This window comes from Pseudomonas sp. GM49, assembly GCF_000282355.1.
Taxonomy (GTDB): Bacteria; Pseudomonadota; Gammaproteobacteria; order Pseudomonadales; family Pseudomonadaceae; genus Aquipseudomonas.
The window spans coordinates 1-26077 of sequence record NZ_AKJL01000111.1 but is presented as its reverse complement, the minus strand read 5'-3'; the positions used below and the strand labels follow the sequence as shown (position 1 = coordinate 26077).

The 26077-nt window shown below is 61.3% G+C and carries 23 protein-coding genes; 12 read left to right on the top strand and 11 right to left on the bottom strand.

What is annotated here, in order from left to right; all coding sequences use genetic code 11:
• Positions 1–102: 102 nt before the first annotated feature.
• The 6 genes from PMI29_RS17830 to PMI29_RS17855 all read right to left on the bottom strand — a co-directional run bounded on the left by PMI29_RS17830 (position 103) and on the right by PMI29_RS17855 (position 6904).
• Complete coding sequence (locus tag PMI29_RS17830; protein WP_007996979.1) at positions 103–912, bottom strand: ABC transporter permease; 810 nt, start codon at positions 910–912, stop codon at positions 103–105.
• Entirely contained in the window at positions 902–1849 is a 948-nt protein-coding gene (locus PMI29_RS17835) for an ABC transporter permease (protein WP_007996978.1), read from the bottom strand. The genes PMI29_RS17830 and PMI29_RS17835 overlap by 11 nt, the downstream gene beginning before the upstream one ends.
• Before the next feature lies 1 nt (position 1850).
• The gene (locus tag PMI29_RS17840; RefSeq protein ID WP_007996977.1) at positions 1851–2888 is read right to left on the bottom strand and encodes an ABC transporter ATP-binding protein; all 1038 of its coding nucleotides are present in this window, start codon (positions 2886–2888) and stop codon (positions 1851–1853) included.
• Positions 2889–3149: 261 nt separating this feature from the next.
• The gene (gene ydcS / locus PMI29_RS17845) at positions 3150–4301 is read right to left on the bottom strand and encodes a putative ABC transporter substrate-binding protein YdcS (protein ID WP_007996975.1); all 1152 of its coding nucleotides are present in this window, start codon (positions 4299–4301) and stop codon (positions 3150–3152) included.
• Positions 4302–4384: 83 nt separating this feature from the next.
• Positions 4385–5842 carry a gamma-aminobutyraldehyde dehydrogenase gene (locus tag PMI29_RS17850; protein WP_033052273.1) on the bottom strand — a complete coding sequence of 486 codons (1458 nt, stop codon included), beginning with the start codon at positions 5840–5842 and terminating at the stop codon, positions 4385–4387.
• 147 nt (positions 5843–5989) lie between these two features.
• On the bottom strand, positions 5990–6904 hold the full coding sequence (locus PMI29_RS17855) for a LysR family transcriptional regulator (protein WP_007996972.1): 915 nt from the start codon (positions 6902–6904) through the stop codon (positions 5990–5992).
• A gap of 319 nt (positions 6905–7223) precedes the next feature.
• On the opposite strand from PMI29_RS17855, the gene PMI29_RS17860 reads away from it, so the two are divergent.
• The 9 genes from PMI29_RS17860 to PMI29_RS17900 all read left to right on the top strand — a co-directional run bounded on the left by PMI29_RS17860 (position 7224) and on the right by PMI29_RS17900 (position 17561).
• Positions 7224–8300, top strand: a complete 1077-nt coding sequence (locus PMI29_RS17860; protein WP_007996970.1) for an acyltransferase family protein — start codon at positions 7224–7226, stop codon at positions 8298–8300.
• Between the two features lie 120 nt (positions 8301–8420).
• Positions 8421–10043, top strand: a complete 1623-nt coding sequence (locus tag PMI29_RS17865) for a methyl-accepting chemotaxis protein (protein ID WP_007996968.1) — start codon at positions 8421–8423, stop codon at positions 10041–10043.
• Positions 10043–10579: a chemotaxis protein CheW gene (locus PMI29_RS17870; RefSeq protein WP_007996967.1), complete on the top strand. Its 537-nt coding sequence runs from the start codon at positions 10043–10045 to the stop codon at positions 10577–10579. Before PMI29_RS17865 ends, PMI29_RS17870 begins: the two co-directional genes overlap by 1 nt.
• Positions 10576–11847: a CheR family methyltransferase gene (locus PMI29_RS17875; RefSeq protein WP_007996965.1), complete on the top strand. Its 1272-nt coding sequence runs from the start codon at positions 10576–10578 to the stop codon at positions 11845–11847. The genes PMI29_RS17870 and PMI29_RS17875 overlap by 4 nt, the downstream gene beginning before the upstream one ends.
• Positions 11844–12524, top strand: coding sequence for a chemotaxis protein CheW (locus PMI29_RS17880; RefSeq protein WP_007996964.1), 681 nt, complete (start codon positions 11844–11846; stop codon positions 12522–12524). Before PMI29_RS17875 ends, PMI29_RS17880 begins: the two co-directional genes overlap by 4 nt.
• Positions 12521–14806 (top strand): hybrid sensor histidine kinase/response regulator, encoded by a 2286-nt coding sequence (locus PMI29_RS17885; protein ID WP_007996962.1) that lies wholly within the window; start codon positions 12521–12523, stop codon positions 14804–14806. Before PMI29_RS17880 ends, PMI29_RS17885 begins: the two co-directional genes overlap by 4 nt.
• Positions 14803–15813, top strand: coding sequence for a chemotaxis response regulator protein-glutamate methylesterase (locus tag PMI29_RS17890; protein WP_007996961.1), 1011 nt, complete (start codon positions 14803–14805; stop codon positions 15811–15813). Before PMI29_RS17885 ends, PMI29_RS17890 begins: the two co-directional genes overlap by 4 nt.
• A gap of 48 nt (positions 15814–15861) precedes the next feature.
• Positions 15862–16863, top strand: coding sequence for a response regulator (locus PMI29_RS17895; RefSeq protein WP_007996960.1), 1002 nt, complete (start codon positions 15862–15864; stop codon positions 16861–16863).
• Between the two features lie 296 nt (positions 16864–17159).
• Complete coding sequence (locus tag PMI29_RS17900; protein ID WP_007996958.1) at positions 17160–17561, top strand: hypothetical protein; 402 nt, start codon at positions 17160–17162, stop codon at positions 17559–17561.
• A 69-nt stretch (positions 17562–17630) separates the two neighbouring features.
• On the opposite strand, the gene PMI29_RS17905 is transcribed toward PMI29_RS17900, so the two are convergent.
• The 4 genes from PMI29_RS17905 to PMI29_RS17920 all read right to left on the bottom strand — a co-directional run bounded on the left by PMI29_RS17905 (position 17631) and on the right by PMI29_RS17920 (position 21600).
• Positions 17631–19199 (bottom strand): DHA2 family efflux MFS transporter permease subunit, encoded by a 1569-nt coding sequence (locus PMI29_RS17905; protein WP_007996956.1) that lies wholly within the window; start codon positions 19197–19199, stop codon positions 17631–17633.
• A complete protein-coding gene (locus PMI29_RS17910) occupies positions 19196–20293 on the bottom strand; it encodes an HlyD family secretion protein (RefSeq protein ID WP_007996954.1) in 1098 nt (365 codons plus the stop codon). The genes PMI29_RS17905 and PMI29_RS17910 overlap by 4 nt, the downstream gene beginning before the upstream one ends.
• 96 nt (positions 20294–20389) lie before the next feature.
• Complete coding sequence (locus tag PMI29_RS17915) at positions 20390–20803, bottom strand: cupin domain-containing protein (RefSeq protein ID WP_007996953.1); 414 nt, start codon at positions 20801–20803, stop codon at positions 20390–20392.
• A 44-nt stretch (positions 20804–20847) separates the two neighbouring features.
• Entirely contained in the window at positions 20848–21600 is a 753-nt protein-coding gene (locus tag PMI29_RS17920) for an SDR family oxidoreductase (protein WP_007996950.1), read from the bottom strand.
• A 259-nt stretch (positions 21601–21859) separates the two neighbouring features.
• Between PMI29_RS17920 and PMI29_RS17925 the strand changes: the two genes are divergently transcribed.
• Entirely contained in the window at positions 21860–23449 is a 1590-nt protein-coding gene (locus PMI29_RS17925) for a winged helix-turn-helix domain-containing tetratricopeptide repeat protein (protein ID WP_033052277.1), read from the top strand.
• 344 nt (positions 23450–23793) lie between these two features.
• Here the strand turns inward: PMI29_RS17925 and PMI29_RS17930 are convergent, their stop codons facing one another.
• Positions 23794–24123 carry a carboxymuconolactone decarboxylase family protein gene (locus PMI29_RS17930; RefSeq protein WP_007996946.1) on the bottom strand — a complete coding sequence of 110 codons (330 nt, stop codon included), beginning with the start codon at positions 24121–24123 and terminating at the stop codon, positions 23794–23796.
• 231 nt (positions 24124–24354) lie between these two features.
• Here PMI29_RS17930 and PMI29_RS17935 point away from each other — a divergent pair, with 231 nt between their 5' ends.
• Together PMI29_RS17935 and PMI29_RS17940 are read left to right on the top strand one after the other, a co-directional pair.
• On the top strand, positions 24355–25728 hold the full coding sequence (locus tag PMI29_RS17935) for a glutamine synthetase family protein (protein WP_007996944.1): 1374 nt from the start codon (positions 24355–24357) through the stop codon (positions 25726–25728).
• Positions 25729–25735: 7 nt separating this feature from the next.
• A partial coding sequence (locus tag PMI29_RS17940) for an aldehyde dehydrogenase family protein (RefSeq protein WP_007996943.1) occupies positions 25736–26077 on the top strand: 342 nt, incomplete at its 3' end.

Sequence of the window (26077 nt, the reverse complement as noted above, 5' to 3'; positions counted from 1 at the left end):
GGTCGTCAACGTTGACGATGGCTACCTGGATAACCGCTGCGTCTTCACGTTTTTCGCGAGCAAGCTCGCTCCTACAGGGGGATAGTTGTTGTCGGTATTGATTTATTTCCCGCCACTCCCCGCAACGCTCTCACCACCCCGGGTCAGGTAATAGGCACCGAGGATCGGGAGCATGGTCACCAGCATCACCAGCATCGCCACGACGTTGGTCACCGGCACGTCCCGTGGGCGGCTGAGCTGGTTGAGCAGCCACAGCGGCAGGGTCCGTTCATGGCCGGCGGTGAAGGTGGTGACGATGATTTCGTCGAACGACAGGGCAAACGCCAGCATGCCGCCGGCCAGCAACGCCGAGCCGAGGTTCGGCAGGATGATGTAGCGGAAGGTCTGCCAGCCGTCGGCGCCGAGGTCCATCGAGGCTTCGATCAAGCTGTGGGAGGTACGGCGCAAACGGGCGATGACGTTGTTGTAGACGATCACCACACAGAAAGTCGCGTGACCGACGATGATGGTGAACATCCCCGGCTCGATGCCCAGTGTCTTGAACGTTGCCAACAGCGCAATCCCGGTAATGATCCCCGGTAAGGCAATCGGCAGGATCAGCATCAGCGAAATGCCTTGTTTGCCGAAGAAGTCCCGGCGGTACAACGCCGCCGACGCCAGCGTGCCGAGGACCATGGCGATCAGGGTGGCAATCGAGGCGATCTGCAACGACAGCTTGATCGCTTCCAGCACGTCCGGCCGCGAGAACGCCACGCTGAGCCAATTCAGAGTGAAGCCCTTGGGCGGAAAGCTGAACGCCGCATCTTCGGTGTTGAAGGCGTACAGGAAGATGATCAGGATCGGGAAGTGCAGGAACACCAACCCGCCCCAGGCGGCGATTTTCAAGCCTAAAGAAGCTTTCTCAGAGTGCATCGAAGGCCCCCAGACGTTTGACGATGGACAGGTAAATGGCGATCAGCACGATCGGCACCAGGGTGAAGGCGGCGGCCATGGGCATGTTGCCGATGGCGCCTTGCTGGGCATACACCATGCTGCCGACGAAGTAGCCCGGCGGGCCCACCAGTTGCGGCACGATGAAGTCGCCCAGGGTCAGCGAGAAGGTGAAGATCGAACCGGCGGCAATGCCCGGGATCGACAGCGGCAGAATCACTTGCGTGAAGGTCTGGCGCGGCTTGGCACCGAGGTCGGCGGAGGCTTGCAGCAGCGATGGCGGCAGGCGTTCCAGCGAGGCCTGGATCGGCAGGATCATGAACGGCAACCAGATGTACACGAACACCATGAAGCGCCCCAGGTGCGAGGTCGACAAGGTGCTGCCGCCAACGCCCGGAATGCCCAGCACGAATTGCAGAACCGGTTCCAGCCCCAGGTGCTGCACGAACCACTGCGCCACGCCGCCCTTGGCCAGCAGCAGCGTCCAGGCGTAAGCCTTGACGATGTAACTGGCCCACATCGGCATCATCACTGCGATGTAGAAAAACGCCTTGGTCTTGCCGGTGGTGTAGCGCGCCATGTAGTAGGCAATCGGGAACGCAACGAAGGCGCTGGCAATCGACACGACAATCGCCATGCCCAGGGTACGCAGGATGATGTCGAAGTTCGACGGCTGGAACAGCGCGGTGAGGTTCGCCAGGGTCAGGTCAGGGGTGACCGCCATGGTGAAGTCATCGAAGGTGTAGAGACCTTGCCACAGCAGCACCAGCAACGAGCCCAGGTAGATCGCGCCGAACCACAGCAGCGGTGGCACCAGCAGCATCGACAGATAGAGGTTGGGCCGGCGATACAGCAGGTTGGAGAACCGGCGTAACGGCGAGCCGCCCGACCGGGTTTGAGAGATAGCCAGGGTGTTCATCTCACACCCCGCCCGCAACGGTGTCTTGCAACGCAATCATGGCTTCACGCGCCCAACGTGCACTGATGCGCTGCCCGGTCTGGTGCTGTGCACTGGTGTCCAGCCATTGGTTGTTGGCCTTGCTGATGTTCAGGGTCTGGCCATTTTCCAGTTTCAGCTCATAGCGAGTCGCACTGCCCTGGTACTGGATGTCATGCAGCAAGCCGCTGACTTCAATTTCGTGGCTGGCTAGCGGACCGTCGGCGAAGCGCACGTGTTCCGGGCGAATCGAGAATGGCTGCGGATTGCCACTCAACTGCTTGGCCAGTTCGCCGCGAATCACGTTGGAGGTGCCAACGAATTCCGCCACGAACGTGGTGGCCGGTTTCATGTACAGGTTGCGCGGGCTGTCGACCTGTTCGATGCGGCCCTTGTTGAACACCGCAACGCGGTCGGACATCGACAGCGCCTCGGTCTGGTCGTGCGTGACGAAAATGAAGGTGATGCCGAGCTGGCGTTGCAGCTTCTTCAATTCGCCTTGCATTTGCTCGCGCAGCTTCAGGTCGAGCGCGCCGAGGGGTTCGTCGAGCAACAGCACCCGTGGACGGTTGACCAAAGCGCGGGCCAGGGCCACACGCTGGCGTTGACCGCCGGAGAGCTGCACCGGCTTGCGGTCGCCGTAGCCGCCGAGGGCGACCATCTCCAGGGATTCTTCGGCACGCTTGAGGCGTTCGGCCTTGCCGATGCCTTTAACCTTCAAGCCGTAGGCGACGTTGTCGCGAACGTTCATGTGCGGGAACAGCGCGTAATCCTGGAATACGGTGTTCACATCACGCTGGTACGGCGGCAGGTGGGCGGCCTCTTCGCCATGAATACGGATGGAACCTGCACTCGGCTGTTCAAAACCGGCGATCAGGCGCAGACAGGTGGTTTTGCCCGAGCCGGAAGGCCCCAGCATGGAGAAGAACTCGCCGTCCTGGATGTCGATGGAAACCCGGTCTACGGCTTTTACTTCGCCGAATTGCCGGGAAACGTTGGTGAACTGGACTGCAAGCGTCATGGTGCGGTGCTCCAAAAAGGCGAAGGCCGTCGCAGCGGCCCTGCCTGGACTTCTGAAAAAACTGAATCGTGTTCGCGCATGTGTGGCTGGAATACTGACTGTGGTGAGGGGGCTTGCCCCCGTTGGGCTGCGCAGCAGCCCTGAAACGGAGATCGCGGTTTGTCTGCCAGACCGCGGTGACGGGTTATGGGGCGGCTTCGCCACCCAACGGGGGCAAGCCCCCTCGCCACAAAAGCTCCTTTGCCACAGTTGAGCGGTGTGTCAGCGGCCGCCCATGATCGCGATGTAGTCCTGGGTCCAGCGGCTGTACGGCACGAACTTGCCGCCTTCAGCCTGCGGGGTTTTCCAGAAGGCGATCTTGTCGAACTGGTCGAAACCGTTGGTCTTGCAGCCTTCGGCGCCGAGCAATTCGCTCTCCTTGCACGCCGCCGGAACCGCTGGCAACGAGCCGAACCACGCCGCGACGTCACCCTGGACTTTCGGTTGCAGCGACCAGTCCATCCACTTGTAGGCGCAGTTCGGGTGCTTGGCCTCGGCATGCATCATGGTGGTGTCGGCCCAACCGGTGGCGCCTTCTTTCGGAATGGTCGAGGCGATCGGCTGTTTCTCGTTCATCAGGCCGTTGACCTGATACGGCCACGAACTGGAGGCGACTACGCCTTCGTTCTTGAAGTCGCTCATTTGTACGGTGGTGTCGTGCCAGTAGCGGTGGATCAACGGCTGCTGGGCGCGCAACAGGTCGAGCACGGCCTTGTACTGGGTTTCGGTCAGTTCGTACGGGTTCTGGATGCCCAGTTCCGGCTTGGCGGTCTTCAGGTACAGCGCCGCGTCGGCGATGTAGATCGGGCCGTCATAGGCCTGCACGCGGCCCTTGTTCGACTTGCCGTCCGGCAGGTTTTGCGCATTGAACAGCACGCCCCAGCTGGTGGGCGCGGTCTTGAACACGTTGGTGTTGTACATCAACACGTTCGGGCCCCACTGATACGGGGTGCCGTAGGTCTGCTTGTTGACCACGTACCACGGTCCATCCTTGAGGCGCGGGTCGAGGTTTTTCCAGTTCGGGATCAACGCAGTGTTGATCGGCTGCACACGCTTGCCGACGATCAGGCGCAGGGAGGCATCGCCCGACGCTGTCACCAGGTCGTAACCACCCTTGGCCATCAGGCTGACCATTTCGTCGGAGGTGCCCGCTGTCTTGACGTTGACCTTGCAGCCGGTTTCCTTCTCGAAACCGGTCACCCAGTCGTAGGCCTTGTCGCTCTCGCCACGTTCGATGTAGCCAGGCCAGGCCACAATATCCAGTTGGCCCTCGCCGGCCCCGACAGCTTTGAGCGGCTCGGCGGCCTGGAGACTGGCGCTGGCCAGCAGCGCGGTGGTGATTGCACTGAGCAGTGCGGTCTTGTGCACGAACATGGAATTTCCCTCTTCTTCAAATTATGGTCGGGGCAGTTGTGAACGTGGTGAAGCAAGCCGTTGGTGGCTTGTTATAAGCGTAGTCAGAGATGCTCGCCATGGCGGGCCATGATGTGTCGCACCACGCTGTAGTCCTGAAGCGAATCGCTGGACAGGTCCTTGCCGTAGCCCGAACGTTTCAGGCCGCCATGGGGCATTTCGCTGACCAGCATGAAATGGCTGTTGATCCAGGTGCAGCCGTACTGCAAGCGCGCCGCGACCTGCATGGCCTTGTCGAGGTTCTGGGTCCAGACCGACGAAGCCAGGCCGTATTCCGAATCGTTGGCCCAGTCCACCGCCTGTTCAAGTTCATCGAAGCGGGTCACGGTGACCACCGGCCCGAACACTTCGCGCTGGACGATCTCGTCACTTTGCTTGCAGCCGGCGAGCAGGGTCGGCTGGTAATAGAAGCCGGCACCGGAATGCACCGCCGCGCCAGTCACCCGTTCGATGTGCGGCTGGCCGAGGGCGCGTTCGACAAAACTGGCCACGCGGTCGCGCTGGCGGGTGCTGATCAATGGGCCGATTTCATTGTCGGCGTCGCGTTTGCCGGCGAAGCGCAGGCTGCTGACCGCCGCGCCGAGTTCGGCCACCAATCGGTCATGAATCCCGGCCTGGGCATAAATGCGGCAAGCAGCGGTGCAATCCTGGCCGGCGTTGTAATAGCCGTAGGTGCGCACGCCTTCGACCACGGCCTGGATGTCGGCATCGTTGCAGACGATCACCGGGGCCTTGCCGCCGAGTTCAAGATGTGTGCGCTTGAGGGTTTTGGCGGCGGCTTGAAGAATTTTCTGGCCAGTGACGATATCGCCGGTCAGCGACACCATACGCACTTTAGGGTGGTTCACCAGGTGGCTGCCGACCCCTTCACCGCCACCGCAAATGATGTTGATCACACCCTGTGGCAGGATCTCGGCCAGTGCCGGAGCCAGGGCCAGGATCGACAGGGGCGTGTGTTCCGACGGCTTGAACACCAGGGTGTTGCCGGCGGCGAGGGCCGGGGCGATTTTCCACGCGGCCATCATGATCGGGTAGTTCCACGGCGCAATCGACGCCACCACCCCGATAGGATCGCGACGGACCATGCTGGTGTAGCCCGGCAGGTACTCGCCGCTGAGTTGGCCGGTCTGGCAACGTACGGCACCGGCAAAGAAGCGGAATACGTCGACCGTGGCATTCAGGTCATCCTGACGGGCCAGGTGCAACGGCTTGCCGCAGTTCATGGCTTCGAGGCGGGCGAGCAGGTCGGCGTTTTTTTCGATGACGTTGGCGATTTCCAGCAGCAGGTTCGAACGCTGCTGTGGCGTGGTCCGTGACCAACCGGCAAAGGCTCGATTCGCCGCGAGGATCGCTGCTTCGACTTGCTCGGTGCTGGCTTCGGCAATTTGCGTCAGCACTTCCCCGGTGGCCGGGTTGAGAATCGGCTCGACGCAGCCTTGGCCGGCAACTAATTCACCATCGATCAACAATGCGGTGAACAACGGGGTCTGCGCGCCAGCCATTTTTCGGGTTCTCGTTTTTTGTGTGGCTTCTTGTGTAGACATGGCAGCGCTCCCTGTGACTGGGGCCCGGCCGTCTTTATTAGATGCAACAAGACTAGTTCGCGGACCCGAGGACAACAAATACTAAATACTGAAGGTGGCATTCGATTAAATAGATGGCTTGCGCCCGCCGTGGGGTTGTTCGCGGGCGACCGTAAGGAACGGGTCCACCAGCGCCGGCCGCGCGGTGCCGCGACGCCAGGCCAGGCCGACATCCAGGGTCTGGCTGAGGTCGGCAATCGGCCGCGCTTCGATGATGTCGCCCTCCAGTGACCACGGGCGATAGGTCATGTCGGGCTGGATCGACACGCCCAGGCCGGCAGCTACCAGGCTACGCACCGCTTCGGTCGAGGCCGTGCGCAGGGTAATGCGCGGTTGCAGGGAGGCCGCTGACCACATGCGCTGGGCATTGCGGTCCATTTCATCGACGTTCAGTTGAATCAATGGCTCGCGGGCCACGTCGGCAAGGTTGATGCTGTCGTGTTCCAGCAGCGGGTGCTGGGCCGGCAGCCATAGCCGGTGCGGCGAGTGGGTCAGCACTTCAGTCTGCAAGGCGTGGCGGTCTTCGAGATTGGACAGGATCAGCACGCCGACATCGATCTCGCCGCTGACCAGCAAATGCTCGATGTACGGGCGCTCGTCTTCCATCACGCGGATTTCCACGTTGGGGTAGGCACGCTGGAAACGGGTGAGCAAATCCGCCAGGTAATAACCGGCCACCAGGCTGGTCACGCCGACGATCAACTGCCCGGCGACCTGGTCGGTGCTCTGTTGCAGGCTGCGCTTGGCGTTATCCACCGTAGCCAGGATCAAGTGCGCCTGACGCAGGAGTTGATGCCCTTGGTGGGTCAGGGTCATGCCCTTGGCGTGGCGGCTGAACAGACTGACGCCAATTTCCTCCTCCAGTTGCTGGATCGCCAGGGTCAGGGTTGACTGGGAAATGAACGCGGTTTGCGCGGCGGCTGAGATAGAGCCGGTCTCGGCCACGGCGATGAAGTGACGGATCTGACGCAAGGTCATCATGGGAAAGCACCCGGTGGGCTGTTTTTATCGATTGGCGGGAGTGTATATCGTTTTTTTTGATGGGCAGGGGCGCTGGCCACTATTGAGCAACATCCACGAGCGTCAATTGATCGGAGGCGGATGCATCAAACTCGACAACGATCAGGGACTACAGCACGGAAAGTCTTACCCTGAAGATCCGGCTAGACAGCTCAGGCTGGAACCGGGATTGAGCTGGAGTGGAGAAACAGGTGTATCAGACGTGACATAAACCTTGTGGGTTTTCAGGGGCATCGGTAGTTTGTACCGCCCCCAGCCCTCACAGGAAGAGAAGGAACACATGACCTCGCAGAATCGTCTGACGCATCTGGATGCCCTGAGAGGGATTGCAGCGATGATGGTGGTGATCGCTCACTTCATAGAAAGAACACCGCTCAAGGACACTCTCTTTTTTACCTACGTGAATCTTGGGCAAGTGGGCGTTGTGATCTTCTTTCTTCTCAGTGGGATGGTCATTCCCTACAGTTTGAAAGAAGGTAAACATGCGATCGCCTCCTTCGCCATTTCCAGATTTTTCAGGCTGTACCCAGCGTATTGGTTTTCCATCGTGTTGGCTGTCGTAAGTTCGTACTGGTTCTTGTCGACTAATGTTCCGGTGAGTACGCTGCTGATCAATATGACGATGTTTCAGGCGATCTTGAAAACACCGGATTTATTTGGCGTCTATTGGACGCTTATCATCGAAATGTTTTTTTATATTTCATGTGCAGCGCTATTTAGCGTGGGCTTGCTGGGACGAGTTTCCGTACGATTCGGCTCGGCAGTCGGGCTGCTGGTGTTGGCTTTGGTCTTTTCGATCGTTCGATTTTATTTGGCCAAAAAAATCCCCGTGGCGTTGCCTTTAAGCCTGTCGATCATGTTTTTTGGCAGCTTTTGGCGAGACGCTAGTATGGGAGTAGTTGAGGGGAAAGTACGTCGTTACATTTTTGTGTGGATGGCATTGTTCCTTATTCTTCTGCCCGTTATTTGCCTGCTCGCATACAACGCCGACTATGGACATAACGAAAACCCCTATGCGTACGTGATCAGCTATATCGCAGGAATGGTGATTGGCCTCAGCATGACTCTGTTCTTTCGCAGGACAGTAAAAAGCCTGACCTATCTGGGAGCCATCAGCTATTCGACGTATCTGGTGCACCCCTTCTTTCTGGAGTGGACGTCGTACGCAACAGACCTGCAGGCAGCATTCAATGTAGGTGTCTTTTTGATCTACATCCTGGCGACGCTCACCTTGGCAAGTATCAGTTACACCCTGTTGGAGAAGCCCTGTTTAAGCCTTGGAAGGAAGCTCAATATCAGGCTGCAAGCCGGACTCGCTCACAGGGTTGATCAGCAGTTGCCTCCTACTACACCGTAATCGCATCCCACGAGGGCATCGCTCAATTTCGTGAGGGGCGGTGCCGAGCAACCGTCTTATAAATGAAACACCGCCCTCAGCTATACTCCCCGCATTTCGAATCAGGCCCGAGGATTGACTGTGAAGAACTGGACGTTGCGCCAACGCATCTTGGCGAGCTTTGCGGTAATTATCGCCATCATGCTGCTGATGGTGGTCCTCTCCTATTCGCGATTGCTGAAGATCGAAGAGAGCGAAGCCAGCGTCCGGGACGACGCGTTGCCGGGGGTTTATTACAGCTCCATGATTCGCAGCGCCTGGGTCGACACTTACCTGCAGACTCAGGAAATGCTCGGATTGAAAGAAGGGCAGGGCATCAGCAGCGAAGACGCCGCGGAATTCAAGGCTTTCGAAGTGCGTCTGCTGGAGCAGATAGGTAACTACCGCAACACCATCACGACCGATGAAGACAAGGTCGAGTTTGCCGCTTTCGAACAACGGCACGAGGCGTTCAGCAGGATTCTGACGACAGTGCTCGATCTGCACAGTCGCAACCAGGAAGCCGAGGCCGTCAAGTTGTTCACCGAGCAACTGACCCCGGTCTGGACCGAAGGTCGTACGAAGCTCAACGACATCCTCCGCGAAAACAAATTGGTGGCCGACCACGAAATGGCCGCCATCGACGACGCCGTGCTTTCGGCAAAAATCAGCATGGGCATTTCCCTGCTGGTGGCCGTCCTGGCTGCCGGCCTCTGCGGTTTGCTGTTGATGCGCGCCATCATGGCGCCGATGAACCGCATCGTGAAAATCCTCGAAATCATGCGCACGGGTGACCTGAGCAGCCGCCTGAACCTGGAGCGCAAGGACGAATTCGGCGCGGTAGAGACCGGTTTCAACGACATGATGACCGAGCTCACTTCCCTGGTGTCCCAGGCCCAGCGTTCGTCAGTGCAAGTCACCACGTCGGTGACCGAAATCGCCGCCACTTCCAAGCAACAGCAGGCTACTGCCACCGAAACCGCCGCCACTACCACGGAAATCGGCGCGACCTCCCGTGAAATCGCCGCCACTTCCCGGGATCTGGTGCGCACCATGACTGAGGTCTCCACCGCCGCCGATCAGGCTTCCGTGGCCGCCGGCTCCGGGCAGCAGGGCCTGGCACGCATGGAGGAAACCATGCACTCGGTGATGGGCGCGGCCGATCTGGTCAACGCCAAACTGGCGATCCTCAACGAGAAGGCCGGCAACATCAATCAGGTGGTGGTGACAATCGTCAAGGTCGCCGACCAGACCAACCTGTTGTCGCTCAACGCCGCCATCGAGGCCGAGAAGGCCGGGGAGTACGGGCGCGGTTTTGCCGTGGTCGCCACCGAAGTGCGGCGTCTGGCGGACCAGACGGCCGTGGCCACCTACGACATCGAGCAAATGGTGCGCGAGATCCAGTCGGCGGTATCGGCCGGGGTCATGGGCATGGACAAGTTCTCCGAAGAAGTGCGTCGCGGCATGTCCGAGGTGCAGCAGGTCGGCGAGCAGTTGTCGCAGATCATCCATCAGGTTCAGGCGCTGGCGCCGCGGGTGCTGATGGTCAACGAAGGCATGCAGGCCCAGGCCACCGGCGCCGAGCAGATCAACCACGCGCTGGTGCAGTTGGGGGATGCCAGCAGCCAGACCGTCGAGTCCTTGCGCCAGGCCAGTTTCGCCATCGATGAGCTGAGCCAGGTGGCCGTCGGGCTGCGCAGCGGCGTTTCGCGATTCAAAGTCTGATGAGCGAAATCACGGCCAAACGCTCTGCCGTGAAGCAGGCGCTGCATGCATTGTTCCTGGTGTTCCGCATCGGCAGCGAGCGCTATGCCTTGCAAGCCATCGAGGTGGCGGAAGTGCTGCCGCGCCTGCCGTTGAAGCCAATTCCCCATGCACCCGCCTGGGTCGCCGGGGTGTTCGCCTATCGGGGCGCGGTGGTGCCGGTGATCGACTTGAGCGCACTGACCTTTGGTACGCCTGCACAGGCGCGTACCAGTACGCGGCTGGTACTGGTCAACTACCGGCCGGATGCAACCACCGAGGCGCACCTGCTCGGGTTGATTCTGGAACAGGCGACCGACACCTTGCGTTGCGATCCGGCGGATTTTCAGCCCTACGGCCTGGACAATCGGCAGACGCCTTACCTGGGGCCGGTGCGCAAGGATGAGCAGGGCTTGCTGCAATGGGTGCGGGTCAGCGATCTGCTGGACGAGCAGGTTCGCGCATTGTTGTTCCCCTCGCCGCCACTGGATCCGGCGCTGCTTGAGGAGCGGTCATGAATAGCGATCAGCGTTTTTTCGACTTCCTCAAGGAACGTATCGGTCTGGACGTGACCTCCGTGGGACCTGCGATCATCGAGCGAGCGGTGCGCCAGCGCAGCATCGCTGCGCAAGCACCCTCGGCCGATGAATACTGGCGCACCTTGCAGGGCTCGCGGGACGAGCAGCAGGCGTTGATCGAAGCGGTGATCGTTCCGGAAACCTGGTTCTTCCGCTATCCGGAATCCTTCGCCACCCTGGCGAAACTGGCGAGCAAGCGTCTGGCCGAGATCAATAATCTGCGCGCACTGCGGATTCTCAGCCTGCCGTGCTCCACCGGCGAAGAACCGTACTCGATCGCCATGGCGTTGCTCGATGCCGGGCTCCAACCGCACCAGTTCAAGGTCGACGGCATGGACGTCAGCCCGTTGTCGGTGGAAAAAGCCAAACGTGCGGTGTACGGCAAGAATTCTTTTCGGGGTGACGACATTGTGTACCGCGACCGTCATTTCATTGCCGAAGGCGAGAGCTATCGCCTCAATCCACGCGTACTTGAGCAGGTGCGCTTGCAGGTTGGCAATCTGCTGGATCCGGACTTGCTTGCCGGCGAACCACCGTTTGATTTCGTGTTTTGCCGCAACCTGCTGATCTATTTCGACCAGCCGACCCAGAAACAAGTCTTTGACGTGCTCAAGTGTCTGACCCACGTTGACGGCGTGCTGTTTATCGGTCCGGCCGAAGGCAGTCTGCTGGGGCGTTTGGGGATGCGCTCGATCGGTATCGCGCAGTCCTTCGCGTTCAGTCGGCAAGGGACGCCCGAGCCTGAGCCTTTGCCGGCATTCGTTCCAGCGCCATTGCCAGTGTCGCAGCCGTTGCGCAACCCACCGCCTGCGCCAGCGCGCAGTCGTCCATTTGCCCGGGTTGCGCCACTGCAGCCTGCGCCTGCGATCTCAGGTGCAGACACTGCCGTGCTGCTGGCCAATATCGCCGCGCTGGCCGATGAAGGCAAAAGCGCCGAGGCACGAGCGGCGTGTGAAAGCTACTTGCGCAGCCATGAGCCGGTGGCTCAAGTCTTTTACTGGCTGGGACTGCTCAGCGATGTGGCCGGCAATACCCTTGAAGCCCAGGGTTTTTACCGCAAGGCGTTGTACCTCGAACCGCAACATCCTGAAGCGTTGATGCACCTGGCCGCATTGCTGCAGGCCCAGGGCGACGCGCCGGGAGCCAGACGATTGCAGGAACGTGCCGCCCGCAGCGGGCGCGCCGCCGACAGTGAGCGCAAACGATGATCGCCTCCGACACCTTTAGCGTCACCCGGGATGCCCAGGCCATCGACGACTGCTGGAACCGCATCGGTATCCACGGCGACAAGTCCTGTCCGCTGCTCGGCGAGCATATTCATTGCCGCAATTGCGCGGTGTATTCGGCGGCCGCGACGCGTTTGCTCGATCGCTATGCATTGCAGCAGGAAGATCGCGGGCCAGTGTCCGTCGCGGTCGAGAGCGAGGTAAAGACCCGCTCGTTATTGATGTTCCGTCTGGGGGAAGAATGGCTGGGCCTGGCCACGCGCAGCCTGGTGGAAGTGTCGCCGTTGCAGGCGATTCACTCCTTGCCGCACCAGCGTTCCCGGGCCTTGCTCGGCGTGGCGAATGTGCGCGGCGCGCTGGTCGCCTGTCTGTCGCTGGTGGAGCTGCTCGGGCTCGACGGCACCAGTAACGTGGCTCCCGGCTCGCGGGTCATGCCACGCATGCTGATCATCGCGGCCGATGGCGGGCCGGTGGTGGTGCCGGTGGACGAGGTCGACGGGATTCATGCCATCGATGAGCACATCCTCGATGCCGCGTCGCGCTCGGGTGCTCAGGCCAGCGCCAAATACACCCGTGGCGTGTTGCAATTCAAAGGTCGCAGCCTGCGTTGGCTGGATGAAGAGCAGTTGTTGTCCGCCGTGACCCGGAGCCTCACATGACCCCCGAGCAAATGCGCGACGCCTCTTTGCTGGAGCTGTTCAGCCTGGAGGCCGAAGCCCAGACCCTGGTCTTGAGCGCGGGCCTGCTGGCGCTTGAGCGCAACCCGACCCAGGCCGATCAACTTGAATCGTGCATGCGTGCGGCGCACTCGCTCAAAGGCGCGGCGCGGATCGTCGGCGTCGATGCCGGTGTCAGCGTCGCCCACGTGATGGAGGACTGCCTGGTCAGTGCCCAGGAAGGCCGCCTGTTGCTGCGCCCCGAGCACATCGATGCACTGCTGCAAGGTACTGACTTGCTGATGCGCATCGCCACACCGAACAGCACGCCGGGGACCGCGGACATTGACGCCTATGTGGCATTGATGGCGCGGTTGCTGGACCCGGCGGCCGCTGTGGTTGCGCCTGCTGCACCGGTAATGGCCGAGCTGCAACTCGAAGCCCCCGCGCCCAGGGTCGAGTTGCCGACGCCTGCCGTCGAACCGCCAGCGGCGTCAGATCCGGCCCCGCGCAAGACCAGACGCACCACCGAAAACGGCGAACGTGTGCTGCGTGTCACCGCCGAGCGCCTGAATAGCCTGCTCGATCTGTCGAGCAAATCCCTGGTGGAAACCCTGCGGCTCAAGCCGCACCTTGCGACCATGCAGCGACTAAAGCGCATGCAGAGCAACAGCCTGCGCGCACTGGAAAGTCTCAACGTTCATCTCAAGGACCAGGCCCTGAGCCTGGAGGCCCAGGAAGCCCTTGAGGATGCGCGACGCTTGCTGGCGCAATCCCAGCAATTGCTCATGGAAAAGAACGCCGAACTCGATGAGTTCGCCTGGCATGCCAGCCAGCGCGCACAGGTGTTGTACGACACCGCGCTGGCCTGTCGCATGCGGCCGTTTGCCGATGTGCTGACCGGGCAGGTGCGAATGGTCCGGGATCTGGGTCGCGACTTGGGCAAACAGGTGCGGCTGGAAATTGAAGGCGAGAAGACTCAGGTCGATCGCGACGTACTGGAAAAACTTGAAGCACCGCTGACTCACCTGTTGCGCAACGCAGTCGACCACGGCATCGAAACGCCGGAACAACGCCTGCTGGCGGGCAAGCCGGCTGAAGGTTTGATTCGCCTGCGAGCTTCTCATCAGGCCGGTTTGCTGGTGCTTGAATTGAGCGATGACGGCAATGGTGTGGACCTGGAGAAGGTCCGCCGCAGCATCGTCGAGCGAAATTTGTCGCCCGCGCAAACCGCCGCGCAGTTGAGTGAAGAGGAACTGCTGACGTTCCTGTTCCTGCCCGGTTTCAGTCTGCGCGACACGGTCACCGAGGTGTCCGGTCGCGGCGTCGGACTGGATGCGGTGCAGCACATGGTCCGGCAGTTGCGCGGCGCGGTGGTGCTGGAACAGACGGCGGGCGAGGGCAGTCGTTTCCACCTTGAGGTGCCGCTGACCCTGTCGGTGGTTCGCAGTCTCGTGGTGGATGTCGGCGACGAAGCCTATGCCTTCCCGCTGGCTCATATCGAGCGCATGTGCGACTTGGAGCCGGCAGATATCGTGCAGGTCGAAGGCCGCCAGCATTTCTGGCACGAAGGCCGGCATGTCGGGTTGGTGGCGGCCAGCCAATTGCTGCAACGTCCGGCCAGCCAGAACAGCGGGCAAACCCTGAAAGTCGTGGTGATTCGCGAGCGCGATGCCATCTACGGCGTGGCGGTCGAGCGCTTTATCGGCGAGCGCACGCTGGTCGTGTTGCCGCTGGATGAGCGTCTGGGCAAGGTGCAGGACATTTCCGCCGGAGCCTTGCTCGATGACGGTTCGGTGGTGCTGATCGTCGATGTCGAAGACATGCTGCGTTCGGTGGACAAATTGCTCAATACGGGGCGTCTGGAGCGCATTGCCCGTCACAGCAATCAGGTGGTCGAGGCGGCCCGCAAACGAATTCTGGTGGTGGATGATTCCCTGACCGTGCGAGAGTTGCAGCGCAAGCTGTTGCTCAATCGCGGATACGACGTGGCGGTTGCGGTGGACGGCATGGACGGCTGGAACGCGTTGCGTTCTGAGGATTTCGATCTGCTGATCACTGACATTGATATGCCGCGCATGGACGGCATCGAACTGGTCACGCTGCTGCGTCGGGACAATCGCCTGCAATCGCTGCCGGTGATGGTGGTGTCCTACAAGGATCGTGAAGAGGACCGGCGCCGTGGACTGGATGCCGGGGCCGACTATTATCTAGCCAAGGCCAGTTTTCATGACGACGCCTTGCTCGATGCAGTGGTCGAGCTCATTGGAGGAGCGCGGGCATGAGGATCGCAATCGTCAACGACATGCCCATGGCGGTGGAGGCCCTGCGCCGCGCCCTGGCATTCGAGCCGGCACACAAGGTGGTCTGGGTCGCCGGCAATGGCGCCGAAGCGGTGCGCCAGTGCGCACAGGACACGCCGGACCTGATTCTGATGGACCTGATCATGCCGGTGATGGATGGTGTCGAGGCCACGCGGCGGATCATGGCCGAGACCCCGTGTGCCATCGTCATCGTCACCGTGGATCGCCAGCAGAACGTGCACCGGGTGTTCGAGGCCATGGGCCACGGTGCGCTGGATGTGGTCGACACCCCGGCCGTCGGCTCCGGCAATGCCCAGGAAGCGGCCGCGCCGTTGTTGCGCAAGATCCTGAACATCAGCTGGCTGATCGGCGACAAGGGCAACCCCCCGCGCCCGACGCCGGCGCCAATGCGCAACTCGGGCTCACGCCAGAGCCTCATCGCCATCGGTTCATCCGCCGGTGGGCCGGCAGCGCTGGAAATCTTGCTCAAGGGACTGCCGCGTGATTTCTCTCCGGCCATCGTGCTGGTGCAGCACGTTGACCAGGTGTTTGCCGCCGGCATGGCTGAATGGCTTGGCAGCGCCAGTGGCCTCAACGTGCGGTTGGCCGAGGAAGGCGAGCCACCGCAAAGCGGCACGGTGTTGCTGGCCGGCACCAATCACCATATCCGCTTGCTGAAAAACGGCACGCTGGCCTACACCGCCGAACCGGTCAACGAAATCTACCGACCCTCAATCGATGTGTTCTTCGAGAGCGTGGCCAGTTACTGGAACGGTGACGCCATAGGGGTTTTACTCACCGGCATGGGGCGTGATGGCGCCCAAGGGCTTAAACTCATGCGCCAACAGGGCTACCTGACCATCGCACAAGACCAAAGCAGCAGTGCGGTGTACGGCATGCCGAAGGCGGCCGCAGCCATCGACGCTGCCGTGGAGATTCGCCCGCTGGACAAGATAGCGCCACGACTGCTGGAAATTTTCGCCAAATGAGCACCTTTTTCCGCATTCCTGGTCCAGGTAGTACTCAGGTGACCGCACATGAATGAATTACAGCTCGATGACTTCAAGACCGACGAAAACGCCGCCATGGTGTTGCTGGTGGACGATCAGGCAATGATCGGCGAAGCCGTGCGCCGCGGCCTGTCGAATGAAGATAATATCGATTTCCACTTCTGCGCCGACCCGCACCAGGCCATCGCCCATGCGGTCCGCATCAAGCCGACGGTGATTCTTCAAGACCTGGTGATGCCGGGGCTGGACGGCCTTAGCCTGGTGCGCGAATACCGCAATCACCCGGCGACCAAGGACATTCCGATCATCGTCCTGTCGACCAAGGAAGACCCGCTGATCAAGAGCGCGGCCTTCGCGGCCGGGGCCAACGATTACCTGGTCAAGCTGCCGGATACCATCGAACTGGTCGCGCGCATCCGCTATCACTCGCGTTCCTACATGACCCTGCTGCAACGGGATGCGGCGTACCGCGCGTTGCGGGTCAGCCAGCAGCAACTGCTCGATACCAACCTGGTGCTGCAACGCCTGATGAATTCCGATGGCCTGACCGGGCTGTCGAACCGTCGGCACTTCGATGAATACATGGAACTGGAGTGGCGCCGTTCGCTGCGTGAGCAGAGCCAGTTGTCCTTGCTGATGATCGATGTCGACTACTTCAAGGCCTACAACGACAGCTTCGGCCACCTGGAAGGCGATGAAGCCCTGCGCAAGGTCGCCGCGGCGATTCGTGACGCGAGCGCCCGGCCTTCGGACCTGCCGGCCCGTTACGGCGGCGAAGAGTTCGCCCTGGTACTGCCTAACACCTCCCAGGGCGGGGCGCGGCTGGTTGCCGAGAAGCTGCGCCAGACCGTGGCAGCCTTGAAGATCCCACATAATTCGCCGACCGAAGGTTCGAGCCTGACCATCAGCATCGGCCTGTCGACCATCACCCCGAAAGCAGGCAGCAACTGCCGCGACCTGATCCTGGCGGCGGACAAGGGGCTGTATTTGGCGAAGAACAATGGGCGCAATCAGGTGGGGATCGGGTAACGCACGACCTGATGGTGATGAAACTGTGGCGAGGGGGCTTGCCCCCGTTCGGCTGCGAAGCAGTCGTAAAACCAGTCAATACGGTATGCCTGGCAGACATAGGCGGCGGTTTTGGGGCCGCTTCGCGACCCAACGGGGGCAAGCCCCCTCGCCACAGAAAGTCCCCTCGCCGCACGCGCAGTATTCGATCCATTGACTGCGTCGATAGTCACCATTGATTCAATGAAGTTCTCTTAAAAAATCCCCGGCGTAACATCTGCTCCATACCAACCCATTACACCCCGGAGCACACCATCATGAAACGCCAAACCCTTCTCAGCATCGCTTTCTCGGTTTTCGCCGTTAACGCTTTTGCCGCCACTTCTGCTCAACCTGTGGTCGCTGAAGGCGGCTCGGATCGTCTGATTGAAAGCCGTGTAGCTGAGGGTGGTTCCGATCGTCTGATCGAAAATCGAGTGGCCGAAGGTGGTTCGGATCGTCTGCTGGAAAAACGTGTTGCCGAAGGCGGTTCCGACAAACTGCTGCAAAACCGCGTTGCCGAAGGCGGTTCCGACAAACTGCTGCAAAACCGCGTCGCTGAAGGAGGTTCCGACAAACTGCTGCAAAACCGCGTCGCTGAAGGCGGTTCCGACAAACTGCTGCAAAACCGCGTTGCCGAAGGCGGTTCCGACCGTCTGATCGAAAGCCGCGCTGTCTGAATGCAGTGCTTTACCGCAGGACTCAATGAAAAGCCCGGCCTCAACAGCCGGGCTTTTTCGTGCGGGTCATCAATTCGTCCGTGGTTCATGCACTTTCGCGTATCGCGAGAGGCCAATCTTGATGCCGACCAGGATGGGCGCGGCGAAGACGAACAGCAGGGCCACCGCAAAGAACGCCGTATCGAAGGCAATCACCGTGGCCTGACCTGACACCGTTTTACCCAGCAGGCTCGTGGCTGCCCGGCCAGCGGCCAACTGATCCATGCCCTTCCCTGCCAGCATCGCGGTTACGGTCGTCAGCCGTTCGATGAGCGCGTGCCCACCCGGAGTGACGTTGGCGCCGAGGACCACGCTATTGCTGACAACCTGATGGTCGATCAAGGTCTGCAGCCCCGCGACACCCATCAAGCCACCCAACTGGCGCCCTGTATTGAACAGGCCGATGCCGCTGGCCAGGTTGCGGCTGTTGAGGTGGGTGAAAGCAATCAGCGTGATCGACAGAAACAGGAAGCCAAGGCCCAGGCCGCGCAACAGGATGGCCGCCATCATGTCATTGGTGCCGCTTTCGCTGGTGGAGCCGGACAGCATCCACATCGCCGCCATGATCAGCAGGATGCCCAAGGGCACGGTAGCCACCGGCGGCACACGGCGGACTTTGAATAACCAGGCAGCGATGAGCAGTGAACCGACAAAAAAACCGCCACTGGGCAACAGAAGCAGGCCGGCATCGGTCGGCGTGAACGCGAGCACTGACAGGGCGAACGCCGGGATCAGGTACGCGCTGCCGAACAAGGCGGCACCAGCGACGAAACTGACGATAAAGGCAAAGGTGAAGTCGCTTGATTTGAACAGGCTGAAGTCGAGCAGCCCCTGGCCGTTGGCCAAAACCTGTTGGCCGAGAAAGGCCAGCAGCGCGGCGGCGCCAATCACCGTCAGCAACAGGATGCGCGGTTCCTCGAACCAGTCCCAGCGGCTGCCCTGGCTGAGCACGTAGGTGAAACAGAACAACGCGGCAGCGATCAGCGAACAGCCAAGCCAGTCAAACGAACGTTGCCGGCCCCTGGCGGGCATGGGGTGGTCGGCGATGAGCAAGAGGCCGATCGCCGCCAGGGCCAGCGGCACCACGCTGAAGAAAATCCAGGTCCAGGACTGGCTGTCGATCAACCACCCTTGCAGGGCCGGTGCGAGGGTCGCAGACGCGACCACGGCCGCCATGGCGAACAGGGCTTGCAGAATCGGCTGAAGGGCGCGCGGATAGCCGCGAAATATGATCGCCTGGCCTGCTACCAGCAAAGTACCGCCAGTGAAGCCTTGCAGGATGCGCAATGCGATCAGCAGCTCCAGCCAGGCGGTAACGGCAGCCACGCAGCACGCCAGGCCCATGACCAGGGTTGCGCCGATGATCACGTTGCGCGCAGAAAACCGCTGCATCAGCCAAGGGGCGATCATGAACCCAATCAGCTTGAGCGCGATGTAGCCGACATCCAGCCAGGCGAATTCATCAGGCGTGGCATAGGTGTCGCCGATGATGTCGGCGCGGCCGAGGGCCAGCACGGTGCTGGCGATCGCTTCGGTCAACGTGGCCAGGACGATGCCCGCGATGAGCAGCACGCCGGTCGTCGGTCTGGCGCTACTCATGAGCCGGCTCCTTGCGCAACCTCTACCCGCGCGGACAGCCCCGGCACGATGCGCCCCGGTAGTGGATTGTCAGCCAGGCGGATCTTCACCGGAACGCGCTGCACCACACGCACAAAGTTCCCGGTGGCGTTGTCGGGCGGCAACAGACTGAACGCCGAGCCACTGCCCGGTGCAAAGCTGTCGACTACGCCATCGAGTGCCGCGTCGGGGTAGCCATCGACCGTGATGCGAACGTGCTGGCCGGGGCGAATATGTTCGAGCTGGGTTTCCTTGAAATTCGCCACGACCCACACATCGTTGACCGGCACGATATCGAGCAGGGAAACGCCCGGCGTGACGAAGCGGCCGAGGCGAATCTGACGGTTACCGACCACACCATCCACCGGTGCATGTACCACAGTGTGCTCAAGATCGATCCGGGCAAGATCTCGCGCGGCCTGCGCTTGCATCACGGCGGCCACGGCAGCCTCGCGCTCGGCCACAAACACCGTGATGCGTTGTTGTTGCGCCTCGACCGTTGCCGAAGCGGCCGAAACCGAAGCCACGGCTCTGGATTGCGCCGTGCCGGTTTCATCGACCAGCGCCTGGCTCACCGCATTGCTGACGATCAGCTTGCGGCTGCGGTCATGGGTCTTGGCCGCCAGGCTCATGTCGGCGGTGGCCGAGCGCCTTTGTGCTTCGGCCTGCCTGATCAGCGCATGCTGAAGCTGGATCTGCGCATCGACATGGGTCAGGCGCGCCTGGGCGGCGCTGACATTGGCCTCGGCTTGCGCAAGTTTGGCGCGATAGTCGCGGTCATCGATACGAAACAGCACATCACCCGCGTGCACGGCCTGGTTATCCCCGACCTCGACCGCCGTGACATAGCCGGCGACCTTGGCGGCCAGCGAGGTGACGTCCCCGCGGACATACGCGTTGTCGGTCGAGGTCACGCCATTCGAAAACGCCATGCCCCCCCACACCGCCACGACTATCAAGGCACCGACGCACAGCAACAGGCCGATGGTCTTGCGCTTGCTGCGCCGCACCACGACCTCAGGCGTTCCGGTACTTGCGCTGGTGGCAATGGCGGACTTGTCCAGGAGCGAGTTCATTTTTTCATATCCTGTTCAGTGCCAAGAACTAAAGCAGCCACTGGGCGACAGGGTCTGCCGCCCGGCTGTCGAACCTTCATGAGCGCGTTGATCGGCTCACTGTTTGATCGGTGTAACGAGCACCTTTTCGTCGGTGTCGAGGACGAACACCGCCAACAGGCGTGCAGGTTGGGTATCGCTGGCGTTGGCGCTGACCAGATGCACGGAACCCGGCTCCTCTACGAAGTTTTCGCCGACCTTGTAGATCTTTTCCGGCTGACCTTTGACCTGGATGCGAAACGAGCCTTCAAGGACCGTTGCATAGATAAAGGCCGTTTTCGGATGGGTATGGGCTGGCGATGCGGCGCCCGGCCCGTACTCGACGACCACGCCCCTCATGCTCTTGCCCGGAATATTGGGAATGGGACGGTCGAACACGACCGTCACCTTGCCGGGGGGCGGCTCGGCGGCCGATGCGGCGCTGATCGAGAGCGCGGCGAAGACAGCGGCCATCAGCAATCGGGTAACCATGGGATTTCTCCTGGATTCGTAGGGAAATGTGAGGGTGCGATTCGTTACTGCGCCGTCGACCGGGCCAGCCAGTCGTCGAAGCGGATCGCCCCCAGGCGTGCGTTCTTGCCGGTGACCAGCGATTGATCGTCGAGCACGGCGCCGAAGTAACGGGCATGTACATCCGGCACAACCTTGCGGTTGTCCTGGGTCGCCCGCAGATAGCGCCTGGCCAGTTCGTCGATCGGCATGGTTTCCGGGCCGCCAACTTCAACCGTGCCATTGACCGGTGCTGCCAGCACGACATCGGCCAGCGCCGCTACCACGTCGTCGGACGCAATCGGCTGGATCAGCGCCGGCGAAGCATGAATCTCATCGCCGACGGTGAACGACTGGACAATGCCGCCGGCAAACTCGGAGAACTGCGTGGCACGCAAAATGGTGTAAGGCATGTCGGACGCCTTGATAATGGCCTCCTGCGCGACCTTGGCCCGGAAATAACCGGTATCGGGAAGCCGTTCGCTCCCGACAATCGACAGGGCAACGTGATGACGAACCCCGGCGGCGGCTTCGGCGGCCAGCAGGTTACGGCTCGACGTTTCAAAGAAGTCGAGAACGGCCTGGTCCTCCCAAGACGGCGCGTTCGCCACGTCGACCACCACATCAGCACCATCCATCGCTTCGGCCAGGCCTTCGCGGGTGATGCTGTTCACGCCCGTGCTGGGGCTGGCGGCAAGCGCGTCATGGCCGCGCTCGCGGAGGGTATTCACAAGTTTCGATCCAATGAGGCCGGAGCCTCCGATGACGACGATCTTCATGGCTTTTCTCCACTTGTCGACTGCAACGATTGCGTCGGTGTAGAGAGATTGCCTGCACGCGTGAGGCAAGTCCTTGCGCCGGGCTTGGGTTTGCCTTGGCGAGCGCTTGGATTTATGTCCAAAGCTACTGAAGTTCCTCCAGCTACCCTTGCCGCTGACGGTGCAGCGGGTGTCGAGCTGCCGTATCATCTTCCCCAGTTACCAACCGCCAGCCGCCTGGGACACGGCGTTGAGGGCGCTTCGCCAGGGGATGCTCAACTTGCCATTCGCGTTTGAAGATTACGTGCTCGATCAGGAGCGCCGGGAACTGACCTTGCGCGGGCAGGTCGTGGCCGTCGGACCGCAGGTCTTCGACCTGTTGCTGCTGTTCGTCAATAATCCCGATCGGGTCCTCAGCAAGGACGAGTTGCTCAAGTCGGTGTGGGGCGGCCGGATCGTTTCGGAATCGACGATCACCAGCCACATCAATGCGGTACGCAAGGCCATCGGTGATACCGGGGAGGAGCAACGCCTGGTGCGCACCGTCGCCCGCAAGGGCTACCGCTTCGTCGGCCGGATCAACGGTGACACGAACGGGGAAGCTCGACAGCCTGACATCGACGAGCGCCCGACCGCTGCCCCGAAGCCAATCCCTTCCCCTGCGCTCGTCCTGCCGGACAAACCCTCGATCACCGTCCTGCCCTTCCAGAACCTGAGCGGCGATCCGGAGCAGGAATACTTCGCCGACGGCGTCGTGGAGGACATCATCGCCGCCCTGTCGCGTATTCGCTGGCTGTTCGTCATCGCGCGCAATTCGAGCTTCACCTACAAGGGCCGGGCGGTGGACGCCATGGGCGTCGGCCAGGAGTTGGGCGTTCGCTACGTGCTCGAAGGCAGCGTGCGCAAGAGCGGGAACAAGCTGCGCATTACCGGGCAACTGATCGACGCGACGAGCGGGACGCACATCTGGGCGGAGCGCTTCGAAGGCCTGCTCGACGACATCTTCGAGCTGCAAGACCAAGTCACCGAAAGCGTCGTCGGCGCGATCGCGCCACAACTGGAGCGGGCGGAAATCGAACGCGCCAAACGCAAGCCGACGGAAAGCCTGGACGCCTATGACTACTACCTGCGTGGCATGGCAAAACTGCACAGCGGCAGCCGGGAAGCCATCGAACAGGCGCTGCCGATGTTCTACCAGGCCATCGAACTCGATGCGGAGTTTGCCTCGGCCTATGGCATGGCCGCCTGGTGCCACTTCTGGCGCAAGCTCAATGGCTGGATGACCGATCGGCCCGCAGAAATCGCCGAGGGCATACGGCTGGCGCGTCTGGCAGTGACCCTCGGTCGCGATGATGCTGTCGCGTTGACCCGAGGCGGACATGCGCTGGCTCATCTCGCCGGCGAAGTCGACGCCGGCATCGCACTGCTCGACAGGGCGCGCCTGCTCAATCCCAACCTCGCCCCCGCCTGGTTTCTGGGCGGTATCCTGCGGGCGCTGCACGGTGAAACGGACGCCGCCATCGAACATCTGAACCATGCCGTGCGCTTGAGCCCGGTGGATCCGGAAATGTTCAGGATGCAGGTCGGGATGGCGCTCGCGCATTTCTTCGCCGGGCACTTCGATACCGCCGCAGACTGGGCGGAAAAGGCCCTGGGCAACCTGCCCAGTCTGCTGGTTGCGGCGGCATTGGTGGCGGCCAGTCATGCGCTCGACGGTCGGATAGATAAAGCGAATCTGGCGATGCAACGCCTGCAAGCGCTGGATCCCTCTTTGCACCTCGGCATCCTCAAGGAATGGCTGCCCATTCAACGGCCTGAGGACTTCGCCCGTTTCGCCGATGGACTGCGGCTGGCGGGGTTGCCGGAATAAAGCCGACCACCCTTGACCTGTAGGAGCGAGCTTGCTCCGGGCGGCGTTCCGACGATGGACTTGAGGACACCGCGTTTAATCAGAAAACCCGCGTCATCGTTAACGACCATCGTCGGAACGCCGCCCGGAGCAAGCTCGCTCCTACAATTGCAACGGTAGGCCTTTGACTTAACGCCACGTCCAAAATCGCTTTCTCGGATTCGATGTAACTTGCCTTCGGTGTTCATGGGTGCGAGCGTTGATTGACGCGTTAAACGCATCCGCTGAACTTACCAGCAGCGTGGCAAGTCATCCCCCCTACGACTATCGCAGCACGCGATGAATTCAACCGCGGCTCCGTTCACTCAACGTGCCGCTCCCTCCCCCATCACATCCTCCGCCCAACTGATCGCCGCCACGACGGTCGGGAAACCGATGGTGCTGGTCAACGCGATCAGGGTGTGACGGATCTGCTCCGGCGTTGCACCCGCCTCCAGCGCCCGGCGGGTATGGCTGTGCACGGCGCCCTCGGAATGGATCGCCGCTGCGGCGCCGAGCTGAATCAGTTGAACAACTTGCTCGTCCAGCGGCCCGGCGTGACGCACGGCCGTGCCCAAGGCCTCAACTGTATCCAGGTAATCCGGGTAGTGCTGTTTGAGGTTCTGGTAGGTTTTGTTTGCTCTCTTCTTCGCCATTTTCATTTCCCCGCGAGCCTGTACCGGCCTGCTTCGTTGGGCCTTCCACGGCCATGTTGACCCCGACTGGGCAAACTTCAATCACCGAAAACTTGCGAAAATCGACAGTAGGCTAAGCTTAGTGCAGCTAATTGCCCACGATGCTCGCGGCTGCAGTTTTTGGATTTTTCTGGAGAGCGTCTGCAACAGCTATTCCAGAAAGGCCCAAACAATTTGCGCAGGATTGCCGTGATGACCGAGCCTCTACTCAGTTTTGACGATCTCAAGCGTGCTGCCGCTTCCGGCGAAATCGATACCGTGCTGGTGTGCATGGTCGACATGCAAGGACGGTTGGTCGGGAAGCGATTCCAGGTCGAGTTTTTCATCGACAGCGGCCACGAAGAAACCCACTGCTGCAATTACCTGCTGGCCGATGACATCGACATGGAGCCGGTACCGGGTTACGCCGCGGCCAGTTGGAGCAAGGGTTACGGCGACTTCGTGCTCAAGCCTGACATGTCCACCCTGCGGCGCGTGCCGTGGCTTGAGTGCACGGCGCTGGTGCTGTGCGACGTGCTCGATCATCACCATCGCAAAGACCTGCCCCACAGCCCGCGGGCGATTCTGAAAAAACAGGTCGAGCGCCTGCGCGAGCGCGGCTATACCGGCATGTTTGCCTCGGAACTCGAGTTCTATCTGTTCGACGAGAGTTACGAGGCGATCCACCAGCGCAACTATCACAAACCGAAAACCGCCGGCCATTACATCGAGGATTACAACATCCTGCAGACCACCCGCGAAGAGCCGGTGCTGCGGGCGATTCGCAAGCATTTGCAGGCATCGGGCATTCCCGTGGAAAACTCCAAGGGTGAGTGGGGCCCAGGCCAGGAAGAGATCAATATCCGCTATGCCGATGCCATGACCATGGCCGACCACCACGTCATCATCAAGCACGCCTGCAAAGAGATCGCGCAGTTGCAGGGCAAGGCGATCACGTTCATGGCCAAGTGGCGCTACGACACTGCCGGCTCCAGCAGTCACATCCATAATTCGCTGTGGGACAAGAACGCCAAAAAGCCGCTGTTCTTCGACGCGAAAGCCGAGTTCGGCATGTCGAAACTGATGCGTGCCTGGGTCGCCGGGCAACTCAGGTACGCCAACGACATCACCTGTTTTCTCGCGCCCTACATCAACTCCTACAAGCGCTTCCAGGTCGGCACTTTTGCGCCGACGCGGGCGGTATGGAGCCGCGACAATCGCACCGCCGGCTTTCGCCTGTGTGCCGAAGGCAGCAAAGCCATCCGCATCGAATGCCGCATCGGCGGCGCCGACCTCAACCCCTATCTGGCCTTCGCCGCGTTGATCGCCGCGGGCCTGGCCGGTATCGACGAGAAGCTCGATCTCGCGCCGCCGTTCGAAGGTGACGCCTACCTGGATGAGCACTTGCCGGAAGTGTCCAAGACCCTGCGCGATGCGAGTGCCGCACTCAAGGCCTCCAGCATGTTGCGCGAAGCGTTCGGCGACGAGGTGGTCGACCACTACGTACACACCGCCGAGTGGGAACAGAAAGAGTACGACCGGCGAATCACCGACTGGGAATTGCAGCGCGGTTTCGAGCGCTATTGAGAACATCATGACTGCGAAGGTGCAATTGATCTCCCCGGTCGATGGCCGGGTGTACGTCGAACGAGAGATGGCCGATGCGGCGCAGGTCGAGCAGGCGCTGACCGCCGCTGCCAGCGCACAGGCGTCATGGCAACGCCGCTCACTGAGCGAACGCGCAGCATTTTGCAGCGCTGCAGTGGATGCGATGTTGTCGATGCAGGCGGACATCGTGCCGGAACTGGCCTGGCAGATGGGCCGCCCGGTGCGTTATGGCGCCGGCGAACTGCGCGGTTTTGCCGAACGTGCCCGGCACATGATCGCCATCGCGCCGCAAGCCCTGGCGGCGGTAGAGCCCGAGCCTGTGGCGGGG